The sequence below is a fragment of the Bacillus sp. SRL543 genome, assembly GCF_984799205.1.
Genome location: NZ_OZ481794.1, coordinates 2,654,738 through 2,676,364 on the forward strand (window position 1 = coordinate 2,654,738; position 21,627 = coordinate 2,676,364).

23 protein-coding genes and 2 pseudogenes are annotated in these 21,627 nt (G+C 44.6%); 8 read left to right on the forward strand and 17 right to left on the reverse strand.

All coding sequences use genetic code 11. The features are described from left to right. Window positions 1-4: 4 nt before the first annotated feature. From AC4E8B_RS13455 to AC4E8B_RS13470, 4 genes are all read right to left on the reverse strand, one after another. A complete protein-coding gene (locus AC4E8B_RS13455) occupies window positions 5-259 on the reverse strand; it encodes a DUF3949 domain-containing protein (protein ID WP_490213894.1) in 255 nt (84 codons plus the stop codon). 921 nt (window positions 260-1,180) lie between these two features. After that, window positions 1,181-3,085, reverse strand: coding sequence for an ABC transporter ATP-binding protein (locus AC4E8B_RS13460; RefSeq protein ID WP_490213895.1), 1,905 nt, complete (start codon window positions 3,083-3,085; stop codon window positions 1,181-1,183). Further along, on the reverse strand, window positions 3,003-4,766 hold the full coding sequence (locus AC4E8B_RS13465; RefSeq protein ID WP_490213896.1) for an ABC transporter ATP-binding protein: 1,764 nt from the start codon (window positions 4,764-4,766) through the stop codon (window positions 3,003-3,005). The genes AC4E8B_RS13460 and AC4E8B_RS13465 overlap by 83 nt, the downstream gene beginning before the upstream one ends. 81 nt (window positions 4,767-4,847) lie before the next feature. Continuing rightward, on the reverse strand, window positions 4,848-5,273 hold the full coding sequence (locus tag AC4E8B_RS13470; protein WP_490213897.1) for a MarR family winged helix-turn-helix transcriptional regulator: 426 nt from the start codon (window positions 5,271-5,273) through the stop codon (window positions 4,848-4,850). A gap of 149 nt (window positions 5,274-5,422) precedes the next feature. Here AC4E8B_RS13470 and AC4E8B_RS13475 point away from each other — a divergent pair, with 149 nt between their 5' ends. The 4 genes from AC4E8B_RS13475 (at window position 5,423) to AC4E8B_RS13490 (ending at window position 7,279) form a co-directional block, all read left to right on the forward strand. After that, window positions 5,423-5,563 (forward strand): hypothetical protein, encoded by a 141-nt coding sequence (locus tag AC4E8B_RS13475; protein WP_490213898.1) that lies wholly within the window; start codon window positions 5,423-5,425, stop codon window positions 5,561-5,563. 257 nt (window positions 5,564-5,820) lie between these two features. Next, the gene (locus tag AC4E8B_RS13480) at window positions 5,821-6,060 is read left to right on the forward strand and encodes a hypothetical protein (protein WP_490213899.1); all 240 of its coding nucleotides are present in this window, start codon (window positions 5,821-5,823) and stop codon (window positions 6,058-6,060) included. A 99-nt stretch (window positions 6,061-6,159) separates the two neighbouring features. After that, on the forward strand, window positions 6,160-6,888 hold the full coding sequence (locus AC4E8B_RS13485) for a ZIP family metal transporter (protein ID WP_490213900.1): 729 nt from the start codon (window positions 6,160-6,162) through the stop codon (window positions 6,886-6,888). A 127-nt stretch (window positions 6,889-7,015) separates the two neighbouring features. After that, window positions 7,016-7,279 carry a CotD family spore coat protein gene (locus AC4E8B_RS13490; protein WP_490213901.1) on the forward strand — a complete coding sequence of 88 codons (264 nt, stop codon included), beginning with the start codon at window positions 7,016-7,018 and terminating at the stop codon, window positions 7,277-7,279. Window positions 7,280-7,312: 33 nt separating this feature from the next. Here AC4E8B_RS13490 and AC4E8B_RS13495 read toward each other — a convergent pair whose 3' ends face one another. The 3 genes and pseudogenes from AC4E8B_RS13495 to AC4E8B_RS13505 all read right to left on the reverse strand — a co-directional run. Next, on the reverse strand, window positions 7,313-7,510 hold the full coding sequence (locus tag AC4E8B_RS13495) for a hypothetical protein (protein WP_490213902.1): 198 nt from the start codon (window positions 7,508-7,510) through the stop codon (window positions 7,313-7,315). A 9-nt stretch (window positions 7,511-7,519) separates the two neighbouring features. After that, the gene (locus AC4E8B_RS13500) at window positions 7,520-7,972 is read right to left on the reverse strand and encodes a hypothetical protein (RefSeq protein WP_490213903.1); all 453 of its coding nucleotides are present in this window, start codon (window positions 7,970-7,972) and stop codon (window positions 7,520-7,522) included. Continuing rightward, a pseudogene (locus tag AC4E8B_RS13505) lies at window positions 7,972-8,136 on the reverse strand (DinB family protein); the annotation flags it as partial. The gene AC4E8B_RS13500 and the pseudogene AC4E8B_RS13505, both read right to left, overlap by 1 nt. Before the next feature lie 205 nt (window positions 8,137-8,341). On the opposite strand from AC4E8B_RS13505, the gene AC4E8B_RS13510 reads away from it, so the two are divergent. Continuing rightward, window positions 8,342-8,587 carry a DUF2164 domain-containing protein gene (locus tag AC4E8B_RS13510; RefSeq protein ID WP_490213904.1) on the forward strand — a complete coding sequence of 82 codons (246 nt, stop codon included), beginning with the start codon at window positions 8,342-8,344 and terminating at the stop codon, window positions 8,585-8,587. A gap of 33 nt (window positions 8,588-8,620) precedes the next feature. Here AC4E8B_RS13510 and AC4E8B_RS13515 read toward each other — a convergent pair whose 3' ends face one another. The 4 genes from AC4E8B_RS13515 to brnQ all read right to left on the reverse strand — a co-directional run bounded on the left by AC4E8B_RS13515 (window position 8,621) and on the right by brnQ (window position 11,732). After that, window positions 8,621-9,106 (reverse strand): GyrI-like domain-containing protein, encoded by a 486-nt coding sequence (locus AC4E8B_RS13515; protein WP_490213905.1) that lies wholly within the window; start codon window positions 9,104-9,106, stop codon window positions 8,621-8,623. A 110-nt stretch (window positions 9,107-9,216) separates the two neighbouring features. Next, the gene (locus tag AC4E8B_RS13520; protein WP_490219670.1) at window positions 9,217-10,062 is read right to left on the reverse strand and encodes an aldo/keto reductase; all 846 of its coding nucleotides are present in this window, start codon (window positions 10,060-10,062) and stop codon (window positions 9,217-9,219) included. 103 nt (window positions 10,063-10,165) lie between these two features. Then, a complete protein-coding gene (locus tag AC4E8B_RS13525) occupies window positions 10,166-10,327 on the reverse strand; it encodes a hypothetical protein (RefSeq protein WP_490213906.1) in 162 nt (53 codons plus the stop codon). Window positions 10,328-10,391: 64 nt separating this feature from the next. Continuing rightward, window positions 10,392-11,732: a branched-chain amino acid transport system II carrier protein gene (gene brnQ / locus AC4E8B_RS13530; RefSeq protein ID WP_490213907.1), complete on the reverse strand. Its 1,341-nt coding sequence runs from the start codon at window positions 11,730-11,732 to the stop codon at window positions 10,392-10,394. A gap of 267 nt (window positions 11,733-11,999) precedes the next feature. On the opposite strand from brnQ, the gene AC4E8B_RS13535 reads away from it, so the two are divergent. Then, window positions 12,000-12,656, forward strand: coding sequence for a GntR family transcriptional regulator (locus AC4E8B_RS13535; RefSeq protein WP_490213908.1), 657 nt, complete (start codon window positions 12,000-12,002; stop codon window positions 12,654-12,656). Window positions 12,657-12,697: 41 nt separating this feature from the next. Here the strand turns inward: AC4E8B_RS13535 and AC4E8B_RS13540 are convergent, their stop codons facing one another. From AC4E8B_RS13540 to AC4E8B_RS13550, 3 genes and pseudogenes are all read right to left on the reverse strand, one after another. After that, window positions 12,698-13,267: a hypothetical protein gene (locus tag AC4E8B_RS13540; RefSeq protein ID WP_490213909.1), complete on the reverse strand. Its 570-nt coding sequence runs from the start codon at window positions 13,265-13,267 to the stop codon at window positions 12,698-12,700. A gap of 218 nt (window positions 13,268-13,485) precedes the next feature. Continuing rightward, complete coding sequence (locus AC4E8B_RS13545) at window positions 13,486-14,943, reverse strand: CoA-acylating methylmalonate-semialdehyde dehydrogenase (protein WP_490213910.1); 1,458 nt, start codon at window positions 14,941-14,943, stop codon at window positions 13,486-13,488. Window positions 14,944-14,979: 36 nt separating this feature from the next. Further along, window positions 14,980-16,176, reverse strand: a pseudogene (locus AC4E8B_RS13550) (iron-containing alcohol dehydrogenase). A gap of 321 nt (window positions 16,177-16,497) precedes the next feature. On the opposite strand from AC4E8B_RS13550, the gene wrbA reads away from it, so the two are divergent. Continuing rightward, window positions 16,498-17,121 carry an NAD(P)H:quinone oxidoreductase gene (gene wrbA, locus AC4E8B_RS13555; protein ID WP_490213911.1) on the forward strand — a complete coding sequence of 208 codons (624 nt, stop codon included), beginning with the start codon at window positions 16,498-16,500 and terminating at the stop codon, window positions 17,119-17,121. A gap of 127 nt (window positions 17,122-17,248) precedes the next feature. On the opposite strand, the gene AC4E8B_RS13560 is transcribed toward wrbA, so the two are convergent. The 3 genes from AC4E8B_RS13560 to AC4E8B_RS13570 form a co-directional block, all read right to left on the reverse strand. Further along, a complete protein-coding gene (locus AC4E8B_RS13560) occupies window positions 17,249-18,202 on the reverse strand; it encodes an RNA polymerase sigma factor (RefSeq protein ID WP_490213912.1) in 954 nt (317 codons plus the stop codon). A 134-nt stretch (window positions 18,203-18,336) separates the two neighbouring features. Next, on the reverse strand, window positions 18,337-19,095 hold the full coding sequence (locus tag AC4E8B_RS13565; RefSeq protein WP_490219672.1) for a MerR family transcriptional regulator: 759 nt from the start codon (window positions 19,093-19,095) through the stop codon (window positions 18,337-18,339). Window positions 19,096-19,119: 24 nt separating this feature from the next. After that, window positions 19,120-19,938 carry a VOC family protein gene (locus tag AC4E8B_RS13570; protein WP_490213913.1) on the reverse strand — a complete coding sequence of 273 codons (819 nt, stop codon included), beginning with the start codon at window positions 19,936-19,938 and terminating at the stop codon, window positions 19,120-19,122. Between the two features lie 445 nt (window positions 19,939-20,383). Between AC4E8B_RS13570 and AC4E8B_RS13575 the strand changes: the two genes are divergently transcribed. Then, window positions 20,384-21,526: a metal ABC transporter solute-binding protein, Zn/Mn family gene (locus AC4E8B_RS13575; RefSeq protein ID WP_490213914.1), complete on the forward strand. Its 1,143-nt coding sequence runs from the start codon at window positions 20,384-20,386 to the stop codon at window positions 21,524-21,526. Window positions 21,527-21,627 lie beyond the last annotated feature (101 nt).

Consider the following 21,627-nt stretch of genomic DNA (forward strand, 5'->3'; position numbering starts at 1 on the left):
ATTATTATCTGTTTTTGAGTCTGTAAAATAATGAGGCTATCAGATTCGCTCCCCAAAATAGAAACCCTTGAGCATTATAATGAAGCAGCTGATTTTCAAAGGACATGCTCTCATAAAACTCATCCTGGGCTTTTCCTTCTGCTTTCCGTTTCTGATCCATTTTCTTCAGCTCTTTAATATACCCATATTGAACGGGAGCAAGAATAAATGAAAGCAGCAGGTAAATGCCCGCAATCCATAAAAAGATAGATCTGTCCATTATATGCAGCTCCTTTACAGCGTGGTTTTCTTATATTTACGAATGGGGGCTAAGATAGGTTTCGTGTTTTTCAAAATATTTCCTTTATTTTGTGTTGCCTTTAAATTTGCTTGTAAACCACAGGAATATTTTGTTTGAGCTAGGAGGATATCTTCCGGCCGAAATAAGGTTTTATAAAAAGCAAAAAAAGCTGTCATTTTAGTCGACAGCCTGAATCGGTGTGTTTTGATTTTGTTTATCGCTAATGGAGATCAGCTGAGTGTTAAGAGGATTTTGCTTGTTCTGCCGGTGCCCTATGTTCCGCCGCTCGTTATTCAGACAATCTTAGAACAGCACCTTGCTGGAACCCTATGTTTTACTTTTCTGTATTCAGAGGGTCTCAGTTTCGCTGACTAGATCCCTCTGTTTCTCTTTTCACTATTCAGAGGGTCTCAGTTCCGCTGACTAGTACCCTCTGTTTCTTTTTTCACTGTTCAGACGGTCTTAGTCCGCAAGACTAGTACCCTCTGTTTCTTTTTTCACTGTTCAGACGGTCTTAGTTCGGCTGACTAGTGCCCTCTGTTTCTTTTTTCACTGTTCAGACGGTCTTAGTCCGCAAGACTAGTACCCTCTGTTTCTTTTTTCACTGTTCAGAGGGTCTTAGTCCGCAAGACTAGTACCCTCTGTTTCTCTTTTCACTGTTCAGACGGTCTTAGTCCGCAAGACTAGTACCCTCTGTTTCTCTTTTCACTGTTTAGACGATCTTAGTTCAGCTGACTAAAACCCTCTGTTTCTCTTTTCACTGTTCAGACGGTTTTAGTTCGGCTGACTAGTACCCTCTGTTTCTTTTTTCAGTATTCAGAGGGCTTTGGTTCGGCCAGCTGGAACCCCTCTGTTTTACTTTTCAGCATTCAGAGGGTCTTAGTCTGGCCTGCTAGACTCTTAAGAAGCATCCTCAAATTGGCTATTATACAAGTCAGCATAAAAACCATTCTGCCCCAGCAGTTCCTCATGTTTCCCGCTTTCAATGATGTCTCCGTCTTTCATGACGAGAATCAGGTCTGCATTTTTGATGGTGGACAGCCTGTGGGCGATGACGAAGGATGTTTTGCCTGCTGTCAGCTTATCCATCGCCTCCTGGATCAATACTTCTGTCCGTGTGTCGACAGAGCTTGTCGCTTCATCCAGAATCAGGAGCGGCGCATCTTTTACCATGGCCCGTGCGATCGTAATTAACTGCTTCTGTCCTGCTGAAAGATTTGCCTTATCATCGAGGATGGTATCATATCCCATAGGAAGCGTCTGGATAAAATGATGCAGGCCAACGGCTTTCGCTGCTTCCACTACCTCCTGGTCACTTACCCCTTTACTGGAATAGACGATGTTTTCACGGATCGTCCCTTCAAACAGCCATGTATCCTGAAGCACCATGCAGAACAGGCTGCGCAGTTTTTCACGGCTCAACTCTTTTGCCGGCACACCATCAATCAGGATTTCTCCCCCATTTACTTCATAAAAGCGCATCAGAAGGTTGATGATGGTCGTTTTTCCTGCTCCTGTCGGTCCGACAATCGCCACTTTCTGCCCTGCTTTTGCGAGAGCAGAAAAATCATGGATGATCATTTTATCTTCGCTGTAGCCAAACCGGACGTTTTTGAATTCAACTTCCCCTTTGACATCAGTAAGAACAATTTTCTTATCACCTTCATTTTCCAGTTCGTCTTCGGCCAGAAACTCAAAGACCCGCTCACTTGCAGCGGCGGTCGACTGCAGGTTTGCCGCTGCCTGGGCCAGCTGTGAAAGCGGCTGGGTAAACAAGCGTATATAAATCATGAATGCGACAATGACACCAAATGTAATCGATCCATTTACAGCTAACATGGCACCGACAACACATACAACTACATATCCTAAATTTCCTACAAACATCATGATCGGCATCATGAGCCCTGAAAGGAATTGTGACTTCCAGGCACTTTCATATAGCCTTGTATTGATTTTATGGAAAGTTTCCTTTGCTTCTGGCTCTCCGTTATATACTTTTACAACGCTGTGGCCTGAATATATTTCTTCAATATGCCCGTTAAGCCTTCCCAGCTCTGCCTGCTGCTGGGCAAAGTATTTCTGCGACTTGGATATTAAGAAACTCATAAATACAAAGCCGATTAATGTTGAGAGAATGGCAGAGACAGCCATGATCCAGTTTGTATAGAACATCATGACGAGCGCTCCGAGGAACATCGTTATGGCCGAGACCAATGTGCTTAAGCTCTGATTCATCGTCTGCCCGATCAGGTCGACGTCATTTGTCACGCGGCTGAGCACATCCCCGGTGCTGCCTGAATCAAAGTATTTCAGCGGCATCCGGTTCATTTTGGATGATAAATCGCTCCTTAAGTTCTTGGATACCCGCTGGGTGACTGTTGCCATGATAAAACCTTGAATATAGTTGAAAAGAAAGCCGAGCCCATATAAAAAAGCAAGGATAGAGGCTATCTTCACGACTTCGTCCAAATTAATTTCCGTCATCATTCCTTCAGCAATGAGGTCGGTGATCCTGCTCAACAGGTCTGGACCGACGATGCTGAAAATGGATGCGGCCATTGCCAGAACAAGGGCTGTCACTATATATGGCAGAAAGGCTCTGCAATAGGAAACCAGCTTTTTAATGGTCTTCTTAAAATTCTTTGGCTTCTGTCCGCCTTCTGGCCCCAAAGCACCGGGCCCGCCTTTTTGCTTTTGAATTTTGCGGTTAGATTTTTTATCAGCCAATTTCGAGTTCCTCCTTTGACAGCTGAGAATAGGCAATCTCCTGATATACGCTGCAGCTGTCCAGCAATTCTTCATGCGTCCCGATGCCGGCTACCTTCCCTTGGTCGAGCACTACGATGCGGTCTGCATCTTTGATGGTTCCGATCCGCTGGGCAACGATCAGGGTTGTGCTGTCACTGGTTTCTTTTTTCAAGAGGGAGCGCAGACGCCGGTCCGTTTTAAAATCAAGTGCTGAGAAGGAATCATCAAACAGATAAATTTCAGGCTCCTTATAAATGGCCCTGGCAATAGAGAGCCTTTGCTTCTGTCCCCCGGACAGATTGGTTCCTCCCTGTGAGACCGCTCCTTTAAATTGTTCTTCCAGCTTTTCAACAAATTCCGAGGCCTGTGCGATTTCTGCTGCCCTTTTAACCTTCCCGGCAGTTTCAGATTCCGCCCCCCCTGCACCGTAAGCTATATTCTCTGCTACCGTGCCGCTGAACAGTACAGCCTTCTGGGATACATACCCCAGCTTGTCGCGGAGACCTTCCTGCCTGTATTCTTTTACATTGATGCCGTCGACCAGTACCTCGCCTTCTGTTGCATCATAAAAGCGGGGAATCAGGTTCAGCAGGGTGCTTTTTCCGCTGCCTGTTGATCCGATAAAAGCGACAGTTTCCCCTTTATGGGCAGAAAAGCTGATGTCCTTGAGAATATAGTCCGAAGCATCCGGGTATTTAAAGCTGACATTCCGGAATTCAATCTCCCCTGCAGCTTTTGCATTGTTCCCGCTTAAGCTGCCGTCAAGAATTTTGGAATCGGTTTGCAGCACCTCATTGATCCTTTTTGCGGATACCGTCGCACGCGGCAGCATCACAAAGATAATCGACAGCATCATAAATGCCATTATGACCTGCATGCTGTAAGAAGAGAAAACGACCATGTCTGAAAAAAGGGTCAATTTGACAGGCATTGCAGCATTATTGATAATAAAAGCTCCAATCCAGTAAATGGCAAGATTGATACCTGACATGATGAGAGTCATGACCGGCATCATGATCGCCATGGTCCTTCCTGTAAAAAGATTTGTCCTCGTCAGCTCGCTGTTTGCTTTATCAAACTTATCTTCCTGGAATTCCTCAGCATTATAAGCCCTGACAACCCGGATTCCGGTAAGGTTTTCCCTGGTTACGCGATTCAGGTTGTCGGTAAGAGTCTGGATCACTTTGAATTTAGGGAGTGCAATCACAATGATCACAGCAAGCATCACCATAAGGACAGCAACAGCAATACCGGTCGCTGCCGTCCACTGCCAGCTCTTGCCCATGATTTTTAAAATTGCCCAAACAGCCAGTATCGGCGCCTTTACAATCGCCTGCAGCCCAACAGCAATCAATAGCTGGATTTGCATAATGTCATTTGTGGAGCGGGTGATGAGGCTTGGAGTTGAAAATCCATTGATTTCCTCCATTGAAAAGGACATTGTTTTCTCAAACACCATCCCTCGCAGGCGGACGGCGAACCCGGCAGCAACCTGCGCGGCAAAAAAGCCGACAATCATGGCAGCCGCCATACTGCCGATGGCACATAAAAGCATAAATCCGCCCTGAACGAGGACATCTCCCATACTGCTACCTTCCGTCTGCACCAGCATGGTGATTTCATGTAAATATTCAGGCAGCTTCAGATCCAGCCATACCTGTACAATGATAAATACTAAGCTGCATAAAACGAGCAGCCAATCTTTCCCTTTGAAATGCCTAAACATAGCAAGCATCCGGCAAATCCCCCCCTGATTTCACTTTACCTAACAGTATTAGATATCATATACGCATGAATACCATTCAGCGGATATGATTCATTCCATTTCTTTATGGATTTCTTCAATGCGTTTTACAATGCGGACAAACTCTTTCGCATCATGTTCCCCGAGTTTCCTGAAGGTCTGCTCAACAACTTTCTTTGCTTCTTCATGCTCTTCCATGACAAAGGTTCTGCCGATTGGCGTTATCGAAACAATTACAAGGCGTTTGTCATTCTCATCCCTGTTCCGTTCGATATATTCCTTCTTTGCCAGATTTTTGAGTGCGGCTGCAACTCTCGGAGTCGAAAGGCACAGCTTTTCACTCAGTTCGCCTGAAGTAACGTTATTATGTATAAAGGTCAGGTACCCCAATATACTTCTTTCCCCGTATGAAAGGTCATTGATTTTCTTCTGGAAAGGCATCTTCGGCGATTTGCTTATATTCTTAAAAAACTCATCCACTAAATTTTTATAATCCATAACCAGCACCTTTTATTATTTTATCTAATACTATTAGATATTAAAAACCGTTATTTGTCAATGACTTGCAGCCTGCAGCAAATCCAGGTGATCAAGCATAAAATAAAATCCTTCCAGATGGGTAATTTACTGTTATGGAGGTGATTGGAATGGCAGAAAAGGAATTTCCAAATGTAAGCCTGGGAGGAAAGATTGCAAAGGAAAAAGGCGATGGCGGAGACCAGGTGCATGGGCAAGAAAAGGAAAATAAAAACGGAAAATTCAATACAAATCCTAAAACGAATATGTGAGGTTGATCACGGCAAAGAACTGGAGCGGCAACGTGTCTCTCCTTTCTTTGCATAACATTAACAACGGGCCACTTAAGACACCAGTTCAGGACGAATGAAAATGTGGCTGTCATGATAAAGATGCATGGTATAAGCCCTAAGACAATATACTGAAAAGTGCATCAGTAAAACAATCTCCAGCACATTCAAACAGGAAGCCGCACTAAACCTCTGTTATCCTTTTATGAATGCCATATCCAAAAGAAGGAGTCCTGAGCTTGGAAGAAGATCAATTAAAAGAGCTGCTGAAAATCCTGGAAAAATACCCGCAGACCGAAATCTCCCTCACTCTATCAAACCAACAGAACATTCCCTACAGCATCATAACATACGAAAAGAAGGCATTTATCCTTTTAGACTTGGACACGGAAACATCCACTATTCATACTGATATTTGGACATTATTAACAGCGGTACAAAAATTCAGGATTGACCATAAGAAACTGGCCGGAGACTAACATTACTTTCATAAAGCACTGATAAGCATGTTTCCCCCTTCAATTGTGCACTCTAAAAAAATAAATTAAGAGAAGCCGCAATCATGAGGAGGTGCCAGCATGTGGAATGCAATGCTGTGGGGAGGAATTTCAGGATCTGCAGTCTTATTGGGGGCATTGGCATCGATGCTGCTGCCTATCCCTCAGAAACTCATTGGGCTGATTATGGCATTCGGCACGGGGGTCCTGATCGGTGCTGCATCATATGAACTGATCGGAAATGCCGTCCTTGAAGGCGGCATCCTAGCCACAAGCATCGGATTTCTCTCGGGCGCCCTCCTTTTTACCATCCTAGACAGCATTGTTTCCCGGAGAGGTGCAGATAAACGGAAACGGTCCAGCCATATGGCTGCACGAAGCGGAGGAATGGCCATTTTCATCGGCACCGTCATTGATGCAATTCCTGAATCGATCATGATCGGAGCAAGTTTGATCGAGGGGCAGTCAGTGAGCTTCCTTTTAGTCGTCGCCATCTTCATCAGCAATATTCCGGAAGGCCTTTCCAGTACAGCCGGCATGAAGAAAAGCGGCTATTCCAACACAAAAATTTTTCTGCTCTGGTTCACGGTCCTCGCCATCTCTGCCATGGCATCCCTTTCAGGATACAGCCTTCTCAACGGGGCACCTGCTGAAGTGATGGCAGGAATCGCTTCTTTTGCCGGCGGGGGAATCATTAGCATGATCGCTTCCACTATGATGCCTGAAGCCTATGAAGACAGCGGTCCTGTTACAGGGCTTGCCGCCTCCCTTGGTCTGCTCGTTTCCATCATCCTGGACCATTCTTCTTAATAAGGCGTTAATCATTATATAATTGTCATCTCCTCAACTTCCGCTTAAATATGATGCTTTCATCTAGTACAAGCTCCGTCCCTCAATCATAAAATAAATGCAGTGGCATGATGAGGGAGGTGTAATCATGAGATGCAATTGCAGAAGATGCCGTGAACGCGCTGCTGCTGACAAAACGATTGTAAGCCCGACGGAAACGGTTGTCCGCAACAATACCCGCACACAAACAATCAGAAGAATTCATCCGACGGAAATCGTGAATGTCAACCGCACCATCATCCGCAACGAGAATTACTTTCCAGTCACTGAAAGGACAGTAAACGAAACCATCGTGGAAAATTTCGATTGCGGCAGGGACCCTAATAATAACCGCAACTGCAGAAGAATCTAAGCTGACAGAATGATAGGCACCATACACTGGTGCCTATTTCAGTTTTTTGATCAGATCGATAATATAATACATAAACGCAATGATAAATGAAAACAGAATGATATTTATGCAGCCAAATGTTATGGCAGCGACTTCTGCCGGGTCTCCGCCATCAAAAAGGCTCCCAAAGATAAAAAACAGGATGATGCTGGACCCGATTCCCAGAAAAAAGATGCTGATATATTTAGACATGGCTCCTCCTCATTTCTTAAGCTTTGCTTCTGCTATAACTGTTGCCGCCATCAGCAGTAAGAAAATAACAGCAAGACCTGGGATGAGCAGCCATCGAGATTCATTTTCCTCATTAGCAAATGTATATTCTCTGCCCCTGTCAGCTCTTACATACGTCCCGCTTTCTGCTTCTACCGCAATCGATTCTTCTGTACTGACACCTTTTATCGAAAAATATTTGCTTCCTTTCTGGAACTTATTGGAAAAATTACCTCCCAAAGGCTCCATGTCAGAATAGGCTGTTACTTCCCCGATTTCTGACTCAATTTCATGTTCTTCTATATATTCTTCCTGAACTGTATACTGATAGCCTTCCCACACAACAAAGCTGCTCACCCATTTGGTCGCTCCAGTGATGCCTGGATATGCCGCAGTTAATAGAAATAAAATGCTTAAGGAAAAGAACATTCTTCGGATTCTCACTATTTTTCTCCTAACATGGCATTTCGGTACTTGCTGAAATTACCGAGATATTCTGACCAAGGGCCAACATCCTCCCGATATCTCTCAGCCATGACCTTTGCGATCTGTGAAAAATGGGTGAGATCGTGCACCGCCCATGTGGAAACCAGCTCCCTTGCCCTCACCTGGGGTGTCCGCTCCAGCACTTCTATTGCTTCACTCAGCAGAAATTTCATCGCCTTGCTCCCCCTTCTATTTGCCATCTCTATCATTCTATTCCAGGCAGTTCTTCACCAATCACCTGCTGTACATATATTTAAGAAAAATAACAGTCTTGGATTTGCTCTGTTTCCGTAATATAGTAGGTGCAAAACCTAAGGAGTGGTCTATATGTTTATCAAGCTGACAAAAGAACAGCAGCAAACCATGATTTCCGATATCCAGGAGTTTTTCCTGCAGGAGCGTGATGAAGAAATCTCAGAATTCGCGGCTGAAAGAGTGCTCGATTTCGTAAAACAATCCCTTGCACCGCATTTTTATAATAGCGCGGTATCAGATGCCAAGATTCTTGTGGAACAGCAGTTTGCTTCCATGGAAGAAGAAATCCTGACCCTGCAGCGCCCAATTAAAAAATAGACATGATTGCCTGGAAGAAAATCCAGGCTTCCTTTATTTAATAGAATCCAAAAGCTCCACATTTACACTTTCAAGATTATCGGGGTTGCTGTTTTGATCATAAATTTCCAGATTCCAGCGGTCATTGGCCCTTTCAAACCCTTCTGCTTCAATCCAGGTGTGCAACTTTTCATAGCTTTTTCGCATCTCGCTGTTGGGACCATGATGAAGGATGGCAGCATACCGCTGAGGCGGGACGCTTAGACTCGTCATTCCTTCCGGTACCGAATAGTTTTGGTCAGCTTCTATCCCGATCCAATAGCCATCTTTATCTTCAGAATAAGCATCAACAATAAATGCCCCAATCTGCCGTCCATTTCCCGTCGTATTGTGGATTTCCGAAGCCCGTTCCTGCAGCCTTTTAGCTGCCTTTGGTATTTCCTCTATGTATCGGCTTCCCTCACACAGTACACGAAAGCCTATCAGGTTGATTTCGTCCAGTTCAACTATTCTCTTGTTACTCGTCGTATTAGTCTGCATCCCGCCAGCCCCTTTCTTTTAACAACTTATTTCGACATGGAGAGCAGGCAATCCCCCCAATATACTAAAATTCAGGCAAAAAAAATGAGCTGAAGCCAGCTCATTTTTGATCAGAATTCCTCATATTCAGCCGGATCCTGGTCATGCAGCCTGCCGCCGGGATGGCTTAATTTTGAAATGGCGGCCATATCCTGTCCGTCCAGTTCAAAATCAAAGATGGAAATATTCTCTTTCTGTCTTTCTGCTGAAGATGATTTAGGAATGGATACAGCCCCAAGCTGATAGTGCCAGCGGAGAACCACCTGCGCAATGGATTTCCCATGATTTTCAGCAATCTTTTGAATATCTTCATTTCCGAGAAGATCGCTGCCGCGGGCAAGCGGGCTCCAAGATTCTGTCAGAATACCGTGCTTCTCATGGTAGGCGCGCTGTTCCTCCTGGTTGAAATAAGGATGCAATTCGACCTGGTTCATGCTCGGCTTGACCCCTGTCTCCTTCTCCAGCCTGTCCAGATGCTCCGGCAGGAAATTGCAGACGCCGATTGAACGGATATACCCTTTTTTCTTAGCTTCTATTAATGTTTGCCATGCTTCAACATACAATTCTTTCTTCGGGTTTGGCCAGTGGATCAAATAAATATCATAATAATCCAAGCCTGCTCTGTAAAGAGATTCCTCAATCGCCATCATCCCTTTTGCTGATTCATGATAGCGCCCCGGGAGCTTCGAAGTGATGAGCAAATCCTCCCTGGATACAGAGCTTCTTTTTACAGCTTCGCCGACTGTCCCCTCATTTTCATAGTTATATGCAGAATCGAGCAGGCGGTATCCTCCCTCATCAATCGCCTTGCGGATCGACTCAACGCCTGCACTCCCTTTTAATTGATATGTACCCAGCCCAATCGCCGGAATGGACAGTCCGTCATTAAGCTTCACTTCAGGTATCCCATTAACCAACATTCCTCACTCCTTCTTTCTGTCATACTATTACCTTACCATACTTTGGATTTTTCCCCCTGCTGCGGGGCTTGAACTTTGCTGTTCACTGTTTCTGAAACCACTATTCTCTCCTCTTCCTGAGATAGTGGTTCCAGCTATCGCCTCTAGAACCACTATTCTCCCTTCTTCCTGAAATAGTGGTTCCAGCTCTCTCCTCTAGAACCACTATTCTCCCTTCTTCCTGAAATAGTGGTTCCAGCTTTTCTCTCAACCTTAATTCCATAGCTCTCCACAACCCACACCCCCCAGAAACAAAAAACCTCCCGCAAAGGAGGTCTTTCTTTCTATCAAAGACTTTCTTTAGCCTGCGAAACACCGCCGCTTCGAATGGCAGCCACAAAATATCCGATCACTGCACCCGCTGCAGCCGGCATAATCCAACCAAGTCCGACTTCATATAATGGCAGCATTGCGCTGAATACCTCTTCAATCGGTCCAAAGCTTAGGCCTGCAGCCTTTAATCCGTCGAATAAGCTGACGATGAAAGTGAGCAGCATGCTTACCTGGTATACTTCCTTTTTCCCTTTGAAAAGAGGATGCAGGAAGGTAAGGAACATCATGCAGATGGCTAAAGGATAGATTCCTGTCAAAACAGGGACGGAAATGCTGATCAGCTGGCTGAGCCCGATATTGGAGAAGACGGCGCTGAATACAGACAAAATAACAACAAAAACTGTGTAAGAGACCGAAGGAAACACTTTATGGAAATAAGATGAACAAGCTGTCACGAGACCGATGCTCGTTGTCAGGCAGGCCCCTAGAACAATGATGCTTAAAAGCAGGGCGCCGAATGAACCAAAATAATATTCAGATGCACCGGATAACACGGCTCCGCCATTATCAAGCCTGCCAAGCTCACCCACGCTTGATGCGCCAATATAAGACAGCGAGGTATAGATAACAGCAAGAAGTGCTGCTGCAATAAGACCTGCTTTAGCTATTGAAACCATGATTTCTTTTCTGGAGGCGGCCCCTCTTTCTTTTACTGCATCGACAACAATGATGCCAAATACGAACGCGGCCAGGGCATCCATAGTCAGATAGCCTTCCTGGAAACCTTTAAAAAAGGTATTAGCTAAATAATTTTCACCTGGTGATTGGAAAGAACCCATAGGATTGAAAAAAGCGGCAATGATCAAAATGCCTACTACAATCAGCAGGATCGGGGTCAGGTATTTACCGACAATATCAACAATCTTGGAAGACTTTAAAGAAAAGAAGCCTGTTACTGCAAAAAACAGAACAGAAAAAACAATCAGTCCGATTGTGCTGTGCCCGGTTAAAAACGGCTTTACGCCCATTTCAAATGAAACGGTTGCTGTCCTCGGAATGGCAAAAAGCGGCCCAATGGACAAATACAAAAGCATCGTAAACACCGCGCTGAATGCTGGATGCACCCTTCCTGCCAGCGACTGCAGATCGCTTTTTCCAGAAAAGCCAAGTGCCAATATCCCTAATAACGGCAGTCCGACGCCAGTGACTATAAAGCCTGCATTGGCTGACCAGATACTGGTACCTGCAGACTGTCCGAGCATCGCTGGGAAAATGAGATTGCCTGCCCCAAAGAAAAGTGCAAATAACATAAAGCCTACGGCGACTACATAAGAAAACGGTATTTTAGTTCCCATCCAATTAATTCTCCTTTATGTGAAAGATTCTGGCTGATTTATTATCTATCAACTTTAAAATTTCTGAAAATGAAAAAAGCAATTTTATTATCACGTAATATATTGCATAACCCAAGATAACACAGGAACCGACCGTATGCAATATATCGCATAAAGAAAATTGTCGGTTTATGCAATATATTGAATTTTTCTATCGTAGTCTATATACTAAATGTATAATACAGTAAAAAATATACTAATTTATGAAAATACTAGAGGTGAAGATAGATGCCCATCCCTGCCAATTTTGCCTCCCCTGTACGCCTTTCGGCCAAAGACCGCGCCTTCCTGCAAATCCAGGAATGGATCATTGACGGCACCTTGAAGCCGCAGGAGAAATTAAATGATGCCGATCTTGCCAAAGCGCTCGGCGTCAGCCGCACACCGATCAGGGAAGCGCTCCAGCTCCTCAGCGTCCAGGGGTTCGTAGAAATGTTCCCTGGCGTCGGCACTCAGGTCACAACCATCAATCCGGAAGATATCAATAAAATATTGCCTCCGCTTGGGTCTCTCCAGGCACTGGCTGCAGAGCTTGCAGCTCCGTCAATGGACAGCGCCACAGTTGAAAAGCTGAGGTTTATCAATCGTTCTTTCGCGGACTCACTCTTAAAGGGCGATACCTTTTCAGCACTGAAACAGGATGAGCAATTTCATAACCTCATCATTGAGAAAGCCGACAATCCTTACATTACCAGCTATGTATCTTCTCTGCAGGCCCATGTTATGCGGCTGTATTATAATAAGACGATTATTTTAAAGTCCCGCTCGATCGATGAGCATGAAGAGATCATCAAAGCTTTTGAAGAGAAAAACACAGAAAAAGCCTCACATGTTGCCAGGACAAACTGGCTGAGAGCCATTGACGAGTATTATGGGGAAAAATAGCAATTAAGAAGAGGAAATGGCTGCTGGCCATTTCCTCTTTTTCATTCCAGATTTCCCCTGATTTGAGCATTCCGAACCAGCCTGGTACCAATATAAGCAACAAAGGCAATAGCTAAATCAATTAAAAACAAATAAAAGAGATTCATTCCTTTATTCAGCTCTAACATACCAAGCGCCTTTTCTATTGAGGCAAATACCAAGGAGTATATTGCACTGAGAATGACAGTATACAGGATAAAACTCTTGCCGCGGCTGGTGCAGTACTGATAGATCAGCATGTATCCGACAGGGAGTACTGACATCGTAATATCAAAAGCATACGGGAAAACAGGAAGTATATAGTATGTATGAACAAGGAGGGTGTAATTGCCCAGCACAATATCCGTATAAGTCCACAGAGCATGTACGACAAAGCCGAAAAAGAACACCTCAAAAATCCTTTTGCGGTCAACTGTAAAATATAATATAAAAAGCGGCAGCACCAGAAGAAATACCACTGCCCAGAATTGCCATGTACCTGGACCGGAATAATTCTTCCAATACGAATCAATCAGAGAATTCATCTCTTCGCCCAACTGAAATATCTTGTCCCAATATTCGTTATAGCTCATCTTCAGCACTCCATAACATCATTTTCAAGCCGCACTTTTAATACTTGCCTTTTTATTGTTGTTTGGATTGCTGAAAGTATGCATCTAATTTCCATGAGTTATTGAAGAAAACTAGGCTTTGCCCTTTAAAGGACATTATGTCTCCTTTCAGACAACTTCCGGCAAGCTTATGAAATAGAAAAGACACCCTCTTTCAGGTGTCTTTTCAATCATTCCATTTACCAGCGGGCAGTCAGCATCTTTCTTCTGGTATAAAACTCGACTCCGTCAGAGCCGTTGGCATGAAGGTCTCCATAGAAAGAGTTCTTCCACCCGGAGAATGGGAAAAAGGCCATAGGGGCAGGTACGCCGATATTGACACCGAGCATTCCAACTTCAATATTTTCCCTGAAATAGCGGACATTGCTTCCGCTGTCGGTGAAAAGGCAGGCACCATTGCCAAAGTCCGATTTATTGGTCAGCTCAATCGCTTCCTCAAGGCTTTTTACCCTGACGATGGAGAGAACCGGCGCAAAGATTTCTTCTTTCCAGATTTTCATGGATGGGTCCACATGGTCAAAAATGGTCGGCCCGATAAAGTATCCATTTTCATGGTGTGCTTCGTCCTTACGGCCATCACGGACAAGGACTGCTCCTTCTTTTTCGCCAATTTCAATGTAGTTTCGAGTCCGCTCTTTATTTTCCTGGCGGATGACAGGTCCTAAGAAAATGTCTTCATCCAATCCATTTCCCATTGTCAGGCTGTCTGCCTCCTCCTGCAGCTGTGCCACGAGTTCGTCAGCGATGCCGTCCACCGCAACCACAACTGAGCAGGCCATGCATCTTTCACCTGCAGACCCGTAAGCTGCACCGATGATTTCTTTAACTGCCCCGTCAAGGTCCGCATCCGGCATCACAATCGAATGATTCTTTGCACCAGCCAGCGCCTGGACCCGCTTGCCCTTCGCAGAGGCAGATTTATATATGTACTCGGCAACAGGCTGAGAGCCTACAAATGATATGGCCGGAACATCCTGGTGTTCAATAAGGCTGTTAACAACCTCATGGGCTCCATGCACAATATTGAAAACGCCGCCCGGGAGGCCCGCTTCGTCAAATAGCTCTGCCAAACGGTTTGCGAGTAGCGGAGTCCTTTCGGAAGGCTTCAGTACAAATGTGTTTCCGCACGCGATTGCCAGCGGGAACATCCAGCAAGGGACCATCATAGGAAAATTGAATGGTGTGATGCCGCCGATGACGCCAACAGGATAGCGATACATCCCGGACTCAATATTTGTCGCTATATCAGGCAGCTGCTTGCCCATCATTAGGGATGGAGCTCCTGCTGCAAACTCCACACATTCAATCCCCCGCTGTACCTCGCCATACGCTTCTTTATAATTTTTCCCGTTTTCCTGTGTGATCAGCTTTGCAAGTGCGTCCCAATTGTCTATCAACAGCTGCTGATATTTGAATAGAATTCTTGCTCTTTTGGGTACCGGAGTTTTGCTCCATGTTTGATAGGCATCCCTGGCTGCCTGTACCGCATCTTCCACATCTTCCCGGGAAGAAATCGGTGTGCGCGCCAGTTCCTCCCCCGTTGCAGGATTGGGAACAGCTTCAAACCTTTCTGTTTTTGCATCCACCCATTTGCCATTTATAAAGTTCCTTAAAACATTTACGGATGTCGCTGCCATAAAGAAGCTCCTTTCAACATTAGTGACAGTATGCATTTACACCTTCTCAGCTTCAGAGGAAAAAACATAGTCATAGCAAATATGATAGAGTTCCTCCAGTTCCAGCTGGCTGGGCACTTTGGGATTATTGGCCGGGCTGCCGCTTTCAATAGCGTCTGCTGCCATTTTTCCAACTGCCTGCTTGAAGGCTTCCCCGTCGATCCTCCACTCTTTTAGGTTGGGTATATTTAATTTTCTGCATAATTCTTTTACAGATTGTACAGCTGTTTCGGCTGCCTCCGCATTGGCACCGCTATCAAGATCCGGCCTAAATATCCGGCCTATATGAGCAAGCCGTTCCACACAAGCTTCCTGGCTGAATTCCAATACAGCAGGCAAAAGCATGGCATTTGAAATGCCATGAGGCACATGGAACAAAGCACCGATCGGACGGCTCATTCCGTGGACAAGGCAGACTGAAGCATTCGAAAAAGCCATTCCCGCCTGCAGTGAGCCAAGACTCATCCTTTCTCGTGCATCAAGATTTCCGCCATCATTGTAAGCGGTTAAAATATTCTCTGCAATGAGTTTCATGGCTGAAATGGCCATCATGTCTGTCATGGGATGTGCTTTTTTAGATTAGTATGCTTCAACAGCATGGCTTAGAGCATCAATCCCTGTAGCCGCGGTGATATTCTTTGGGGTAGATACTGTCAGCAGAGGATTCACGATCGCAGCATCCGGCAAGAAAGCAGGCTGCTTGATCATCATTTTAACATTATTGGATGTGTTGGTGATTACGGTTACATCGGTTGCTTCAGAACCTGTACCGGCTGTGGTTGGAATGGCAATATGCGGGACAGGCGGATGCTGTGCCAGTTTCTTTCCTCCCATATAATCGCCGATAAAGCCCCCATTTACAGCCAGGACTGCTATAGCTTTTGCGGTATCGATACAGCTGCCGCCCCCAATGGAAATCACCAAGTCGCACTGTTCACACTTAAAAAGCTCCATTGCTTCTGACACATATTTATCGGTTGGTTCAGACGCAATACCCAGATAGACTGCATTTTGAACACCTGCATCATTAAGATAAGATTGGCCTTGGCTTATATATCCAAGCTGGTCCATTATCTTATCGCTAATGATTAATGCCTTCTTCCCTCTAAAAGCCGCTTGCAATCCTACTTCTTCAAAGGAACCCCTCCCATAAAAAATGGACTCTGGCACCCGGAATACCGCCGGTTTCTTCATTGCTTCTGCACCCCCTTATTTCTGTGACGCCGCTATTTTATACCAGGCACTACTTATACATTAATAGCCTTAATTTGCAGATTATTGGTATTAGATGGAATGATCAAGACATACAGACGTCAGAATAGTTTAATTATTCGAATTATACCATCTAAACATGAAATACTGTATGCCATTATTCAAAAACCTTCCTCCAGGAAACTAAAAAAGCCATCTGCAATCCTAAGTTTACCTATTGAAAATTGCAGGTATATTCTCTCATTGAGAGGGTAAACAATGAAAGGTGAAAATTATAATTTGCTTTGAATGGAGGATATTCATATGTCAGTTAAACTTGCGATTGTCTATTATAGCTCAACAGGCACCAACTATCAGATGGCCCAGTGGGCTGCCGAAGGCGCAAAGGAAGCAGGCGCTGAAGCCAAAATCTACAAAGTGCAGGAGCTTGCGCCTGAAAGCGTAATCGAAGGCGTTCCTGCTTGGAAAGCACATTTGGAAGAAACAAAGGATGTTCCTGTAGTTACACCTGATGATATCGCTGAAGCGGATGCGATTATCTTCAGTACACCGACCCGTTTCGGGAATATGGCAGCTCAGATGAAACAGTTCCTCGATACAACCGGCGGCATTTGGGGAGCAGGGAAAACAGTCAATAAGGTTGTCAGCGGCATGACTTCAGCCCAAAATCCGCACGGCGGGCAGGAGGCAACCATCCTTTCCCTCTATACAACCATGTACCACTGGGGTGCCATCGTCGTAACACCCGGCTATTCTGACCAGTCATTATTCCCGGCAGGCGGAAATCCTTACGGAGCAAGTGTCACCGTCGACCAAAACAATGAAATAGTCGGCGATAAGGATGCTTATAAGGGAGCGATCAAATATCAGGCGAAACGTGTTATTGGCATCGCTGAATCTGTAAAGAATGGTGCAGGGCAGCAGTAAAGGGAAGAAAGCAACCAGCTCGCCAGCTGATTGCTTTTTTTTGAAACTGATTTATTGCCTGTGCTGAGTTCGTGTGAAACAGGATAAGAGCCTAAACCAACATGTAAAAGGCTTCACCTTAAATCCCCTACCACTCCTGTCCAAACAGGTCTTTCACTGTATCAAGCTTTATTGAAAGTTCAGCCGCCGCAGCCTCCAGAAACTCCCTGCAAAAATAATAGCTTTTATGCCGGATGAGCTTTCCATCCTCTATCTCCGCTGTTGCTATGTCCCATAATACAGGGCCGTAGCCTGCATCCCTTGTATAGATGACAGCATACCGTCCCCATAAGAAAGCAAGCTCTGCCGAGAGTCCAGCTGTACTGCTGCCCCAGTCGCCCATAGAGTTCTTCCTTATCTGTGTTTTTCCGATATCCATGCACTGCCCGACCACTTCATTTGTTGCATATTTACCTAAAAGCTCGCCGATAGACTTAAAATCGCCTTTCACAAAATAGTCCATATACTGCTGGATAACTTGCTTTTTTTCATCCGTCAGCACTGCCTCTTGGAAAGGAAGATTCTCCACTGCTTTCTGCTTTTTGAGATTAGCTCTCGCCCGGCTTAACAAGGACTGGACACCGCCTTCTGTTGAACCGATCATTTCAGCGGTTTCCCGGATGGTGAAACGGAATACCTCTGCTAAAAGAATGGCTGCTGCCTGCTTCGCAGGCAATTGATGAATCAGAATCTCTACACTTTCAAACACTTCTGAATAAGGTACGAGGTCTCCATCCGGAATTTTTTCGGACTCCATATCCAGCAGCTGAGGCGATTTTTTCCTGAAATGGTCTATCCAAATATTCGTCGCAATCCTGAACAGGTAGCTTTTTGCATTCATTGTCTGCCCGATTCTTGATAAAGAAGAAAACGCCTTTAACAGTGTGTCCTGCAGCAAATCTTCCGCGTCCCAGGGTGAACCAGTCAGCTTCCTGCAGTAATGCCATAGCTGTTCCCGGTATGGCTGAACAATGCAGTCAAAAGAAGGTGCAAGCTCCTCCATTTCTTTACTGATAGAAGACAAATCATTATGTTTTTCCACAAAAACTCCCCCTTTTTTATATCTAACTTGTAAGACGGAAAAGACTTGTGAAAACATACGGGCTGCATGAAATTTATGTCGTAATTTTTATAGGATAATTTCAGTTGGTTTTTTAGAATTTGAGAAAAATGCCTTCAGCTTCCAGCAAGCGGAATGAGGTAACTAAACGTCCGGCTCTCAGGAAATTCGTATTTTTCCAGTTTCATTCCCTCTGCTTTAAATCCGAACCGGTGGATCTGCCTCATATAGTGGAAGCAGGTGAAAGGATTGTACACATTGCACTCTACTGCAGCAAACATTCTTGGCCCGAACCGCTCTGTATATAAGTCATCGAAAAAATCAATTTCTTTGCCGGGTATATTATGTAATAGGAAGCCCACTTCCCCGGTTATTGTATCTCCCTTTGATTCTAACGTTCTTACAAACACACCTGGCTTTGTCTCAATCCTCAATATCCTCAGTCTTTCACTTATTTCAGACATTTTCTCTTGAAAAGGATGAAAAGCCCGTGGAACAGTGCACCTGAACCAGATGAAGCAATTGTCCCCCTCCCACTTAACGAGATGCAGATGCCGCTCTTCAGCATGCATGGAGCTCAAATATTGCTTCGCGATATTCATGGACGCAAGCTTTTCCTCTATTTCCCGCTTCCATCCGGATATCCATGTCTTCTTCTCTTCTTCTTCTGCCTCCAAATAGGATTGTATTTCTTCTATTTTTATATCAGCCTGCCGGAGAGAATGGATGATCATTGCCTTGTGTATCTGTTCTTCTGTATAGATACGATATCCTTTTTCACTGCGTCCTGCCGGCTGGATCAATTTTTTCCGGTCATAAAATCGGAGAGTACTCGGAGGAAGCCCAGTCCGCTCAGCAAACTTCTGTATATTCATTTCCAATGCAGTTCCTGCTCTCTTTTATGAAGGATATGACCAGACATTGATCATGTTCCCATAAGGGTCATAGAAATGGAAACCGCCCCAGCCTGCTGCTGGATTGCCTGCAATTTCGGATGGGCTTAAACCTTTTTCAGACAGCTGCTCATATGTTTGATAAAACTCATCAGGCCTAAGATCAAAATAATTCCTCGCTGAAGGACTCCCTTTTTCGAAAGCAGCGCCAGCAGCCGTTTCGAGCCATACACTGTCATGGAATACTTGTTTATGCTGAATCCAATCGTAAGCATCTTCCACCTGCATATGAGCAAATTCGCTGCCAAAACGTTTAGCCAGTTTAAGTCCTAAGTGCTCCTCATACCAAGAGATTGCTTCATCCAGATTTCTCACGCCTATTCTAGCATTAACAGGACCGAATCCCGTGATTCTCGCATCCGGAAAATGACCTGCTTCATCAGGGTTATACACAGCTGTGATTCTCGCATTTTCATATGCAAAAATATCATAACTCTTATGGCCGCCAGGAAGCTCAGCTATCGGAGTTACTTCAATCCCCTCATTTTTAAAATAAGAAAGGGACCTGTCGATATCCAATATTTCAAAACATAGTCTCACATGACCTTCAATAGCGCTGCCCTTTTGAAAGTGCTCGAAATTCCCTTCAAAAGATTTCAGTGTCACAACCCCTAGTCTTGGCATCTTCAAAAAGGCTTTTTTGCCGACCGGCGAAATGACCTTATCCAGGCAGCTCCAGCCAAAATGCTTTGTATACCATTCCACCCCCTCCTCGAATCCATCCCATGAAACCATGATAAAGCCGCCATCCCAACGAAATGTCATATTGCGAACCTCTTTTCATTTAGGCTTTGTTAAACATTGTTGTTGATTTTGGGATCATTTTAGCCAGATATTCATCCTGCCGCCAAGAAAGCGAGCTTTATTGGCGGCAGGATAAATATCTGGCTGCATTTCAGCTGTGCTGAAATGCGTGTGAAACAGAGTTTCACACGAATGAACCCAAAATCAACAAGGTACACTAACACAGCCTTCATTTAAAATACGGAAAGTTCTTCCATACTTTATACTAAAGCTTAAAGTTAGTTTAAGGTCAAACATAATTATTGATAATCTTAAAATGTTTGTTTGCAATTTTAAAATACTTGCATTAGAATACAAATAGTAATCATTACGCTTTAAAATTCTATGGAGCTATTTTTTTACCACGTAAATCGTAATGATTTCTACTTACAGTACATACTAGTTTTAGAGAATAGGAGACAAAAAGATGGAAATGAAAAAATGGAAAAATGTCCTGCTCGGCACTATGCTTGTCTCTTCTGCTTTCCTGGCCGCCTGTTCAGCTGCAGATAATGAAGGAAAGTCCGGTGAGGAAACTACGGGAGAAAAAATTAAAGTGTACACCACAATCTTCCCTCTTGAGGATTTCGCAAAAAAAATCGGCGGGAATGAAGTTGAAGTGGAGAGCATTTATCCCCCGAATATTGATGCACACTCTTATGAGCCGGATATTAAAACGATGACAAATATAGCTGACGCCGACCTGTTCATCTATACAGGAGCTGGTGTTGAAGGCTTTGCAGAAAAAGCTGAAAAAACACTTCAAGGCGAAAAAGTTAAAATTGTAAAAGCGGCTGAGGGAATCGAACTTTTAAATACAACGGATGAGCATAGTCATGAAGAAGAAGGTCACTCTCATGAAGAGGAAGACCATGACCTCTCTGAAGAAGGGCATTCTCATGAAGGAGAAGACCACGACAACTCTGAAGAGAGCCACGCTCATGAAGGAGAAGACCACGACCATTCCGAAGAGGGCCACTCCCATGAAGGAGAAGACCATGACCACTCTGAAGAGGGCCACTCCCATGATGACGGACACCATCACGGCGATCATGACCCCCATGTTTGGCTTGATCCATCAAAGGCTGTAACACTTGCAGAAAATATAAAAAACAGTATGGCTGTATTAAAACCCGAAGCAAAAGAACAGTTTGAAGAAAACTTTAACACTTTGAAGGAAAAGCTTACTTCACTGGATGCAGACTTTAAACAAACCATATCAGAAAGCAGCACGAAATATATTCTTGTATCCCATGCGGCTTATGGCTACTGGCAGGAGAGGTATGGTCTTGAACAAATCGCCATTGCAGGCCTATCTCCTACACAGGAGCCCAGCCAGCAGCAGCTTGCAAGGATCATAGAAGAATCGCGGGAGCATGAACTGAATTATATCCTGTTTGAACAGAATGTTGAATCTCGAGTTGCAAAAGTCATCCAGGAAGAAATCGGTGCGGAAAGCTTGACTCTTCATAATCTTGAAGCGGTGACCGAAGAAGATGTTAAAAAGAAGGAAGACTATTTCTCTATAATGGAGCGTAATTTAGAAACGCTTGAAACGGTTTTAAATTAAATTTCTCGATATTGAAGATCATGGCCGGCGGAGGGCTCGGCCGATTCTTATTTGCCCTCCCCCTTCTTTTTCCATCCGGCTAAAACGGCAAAACCTTTCTT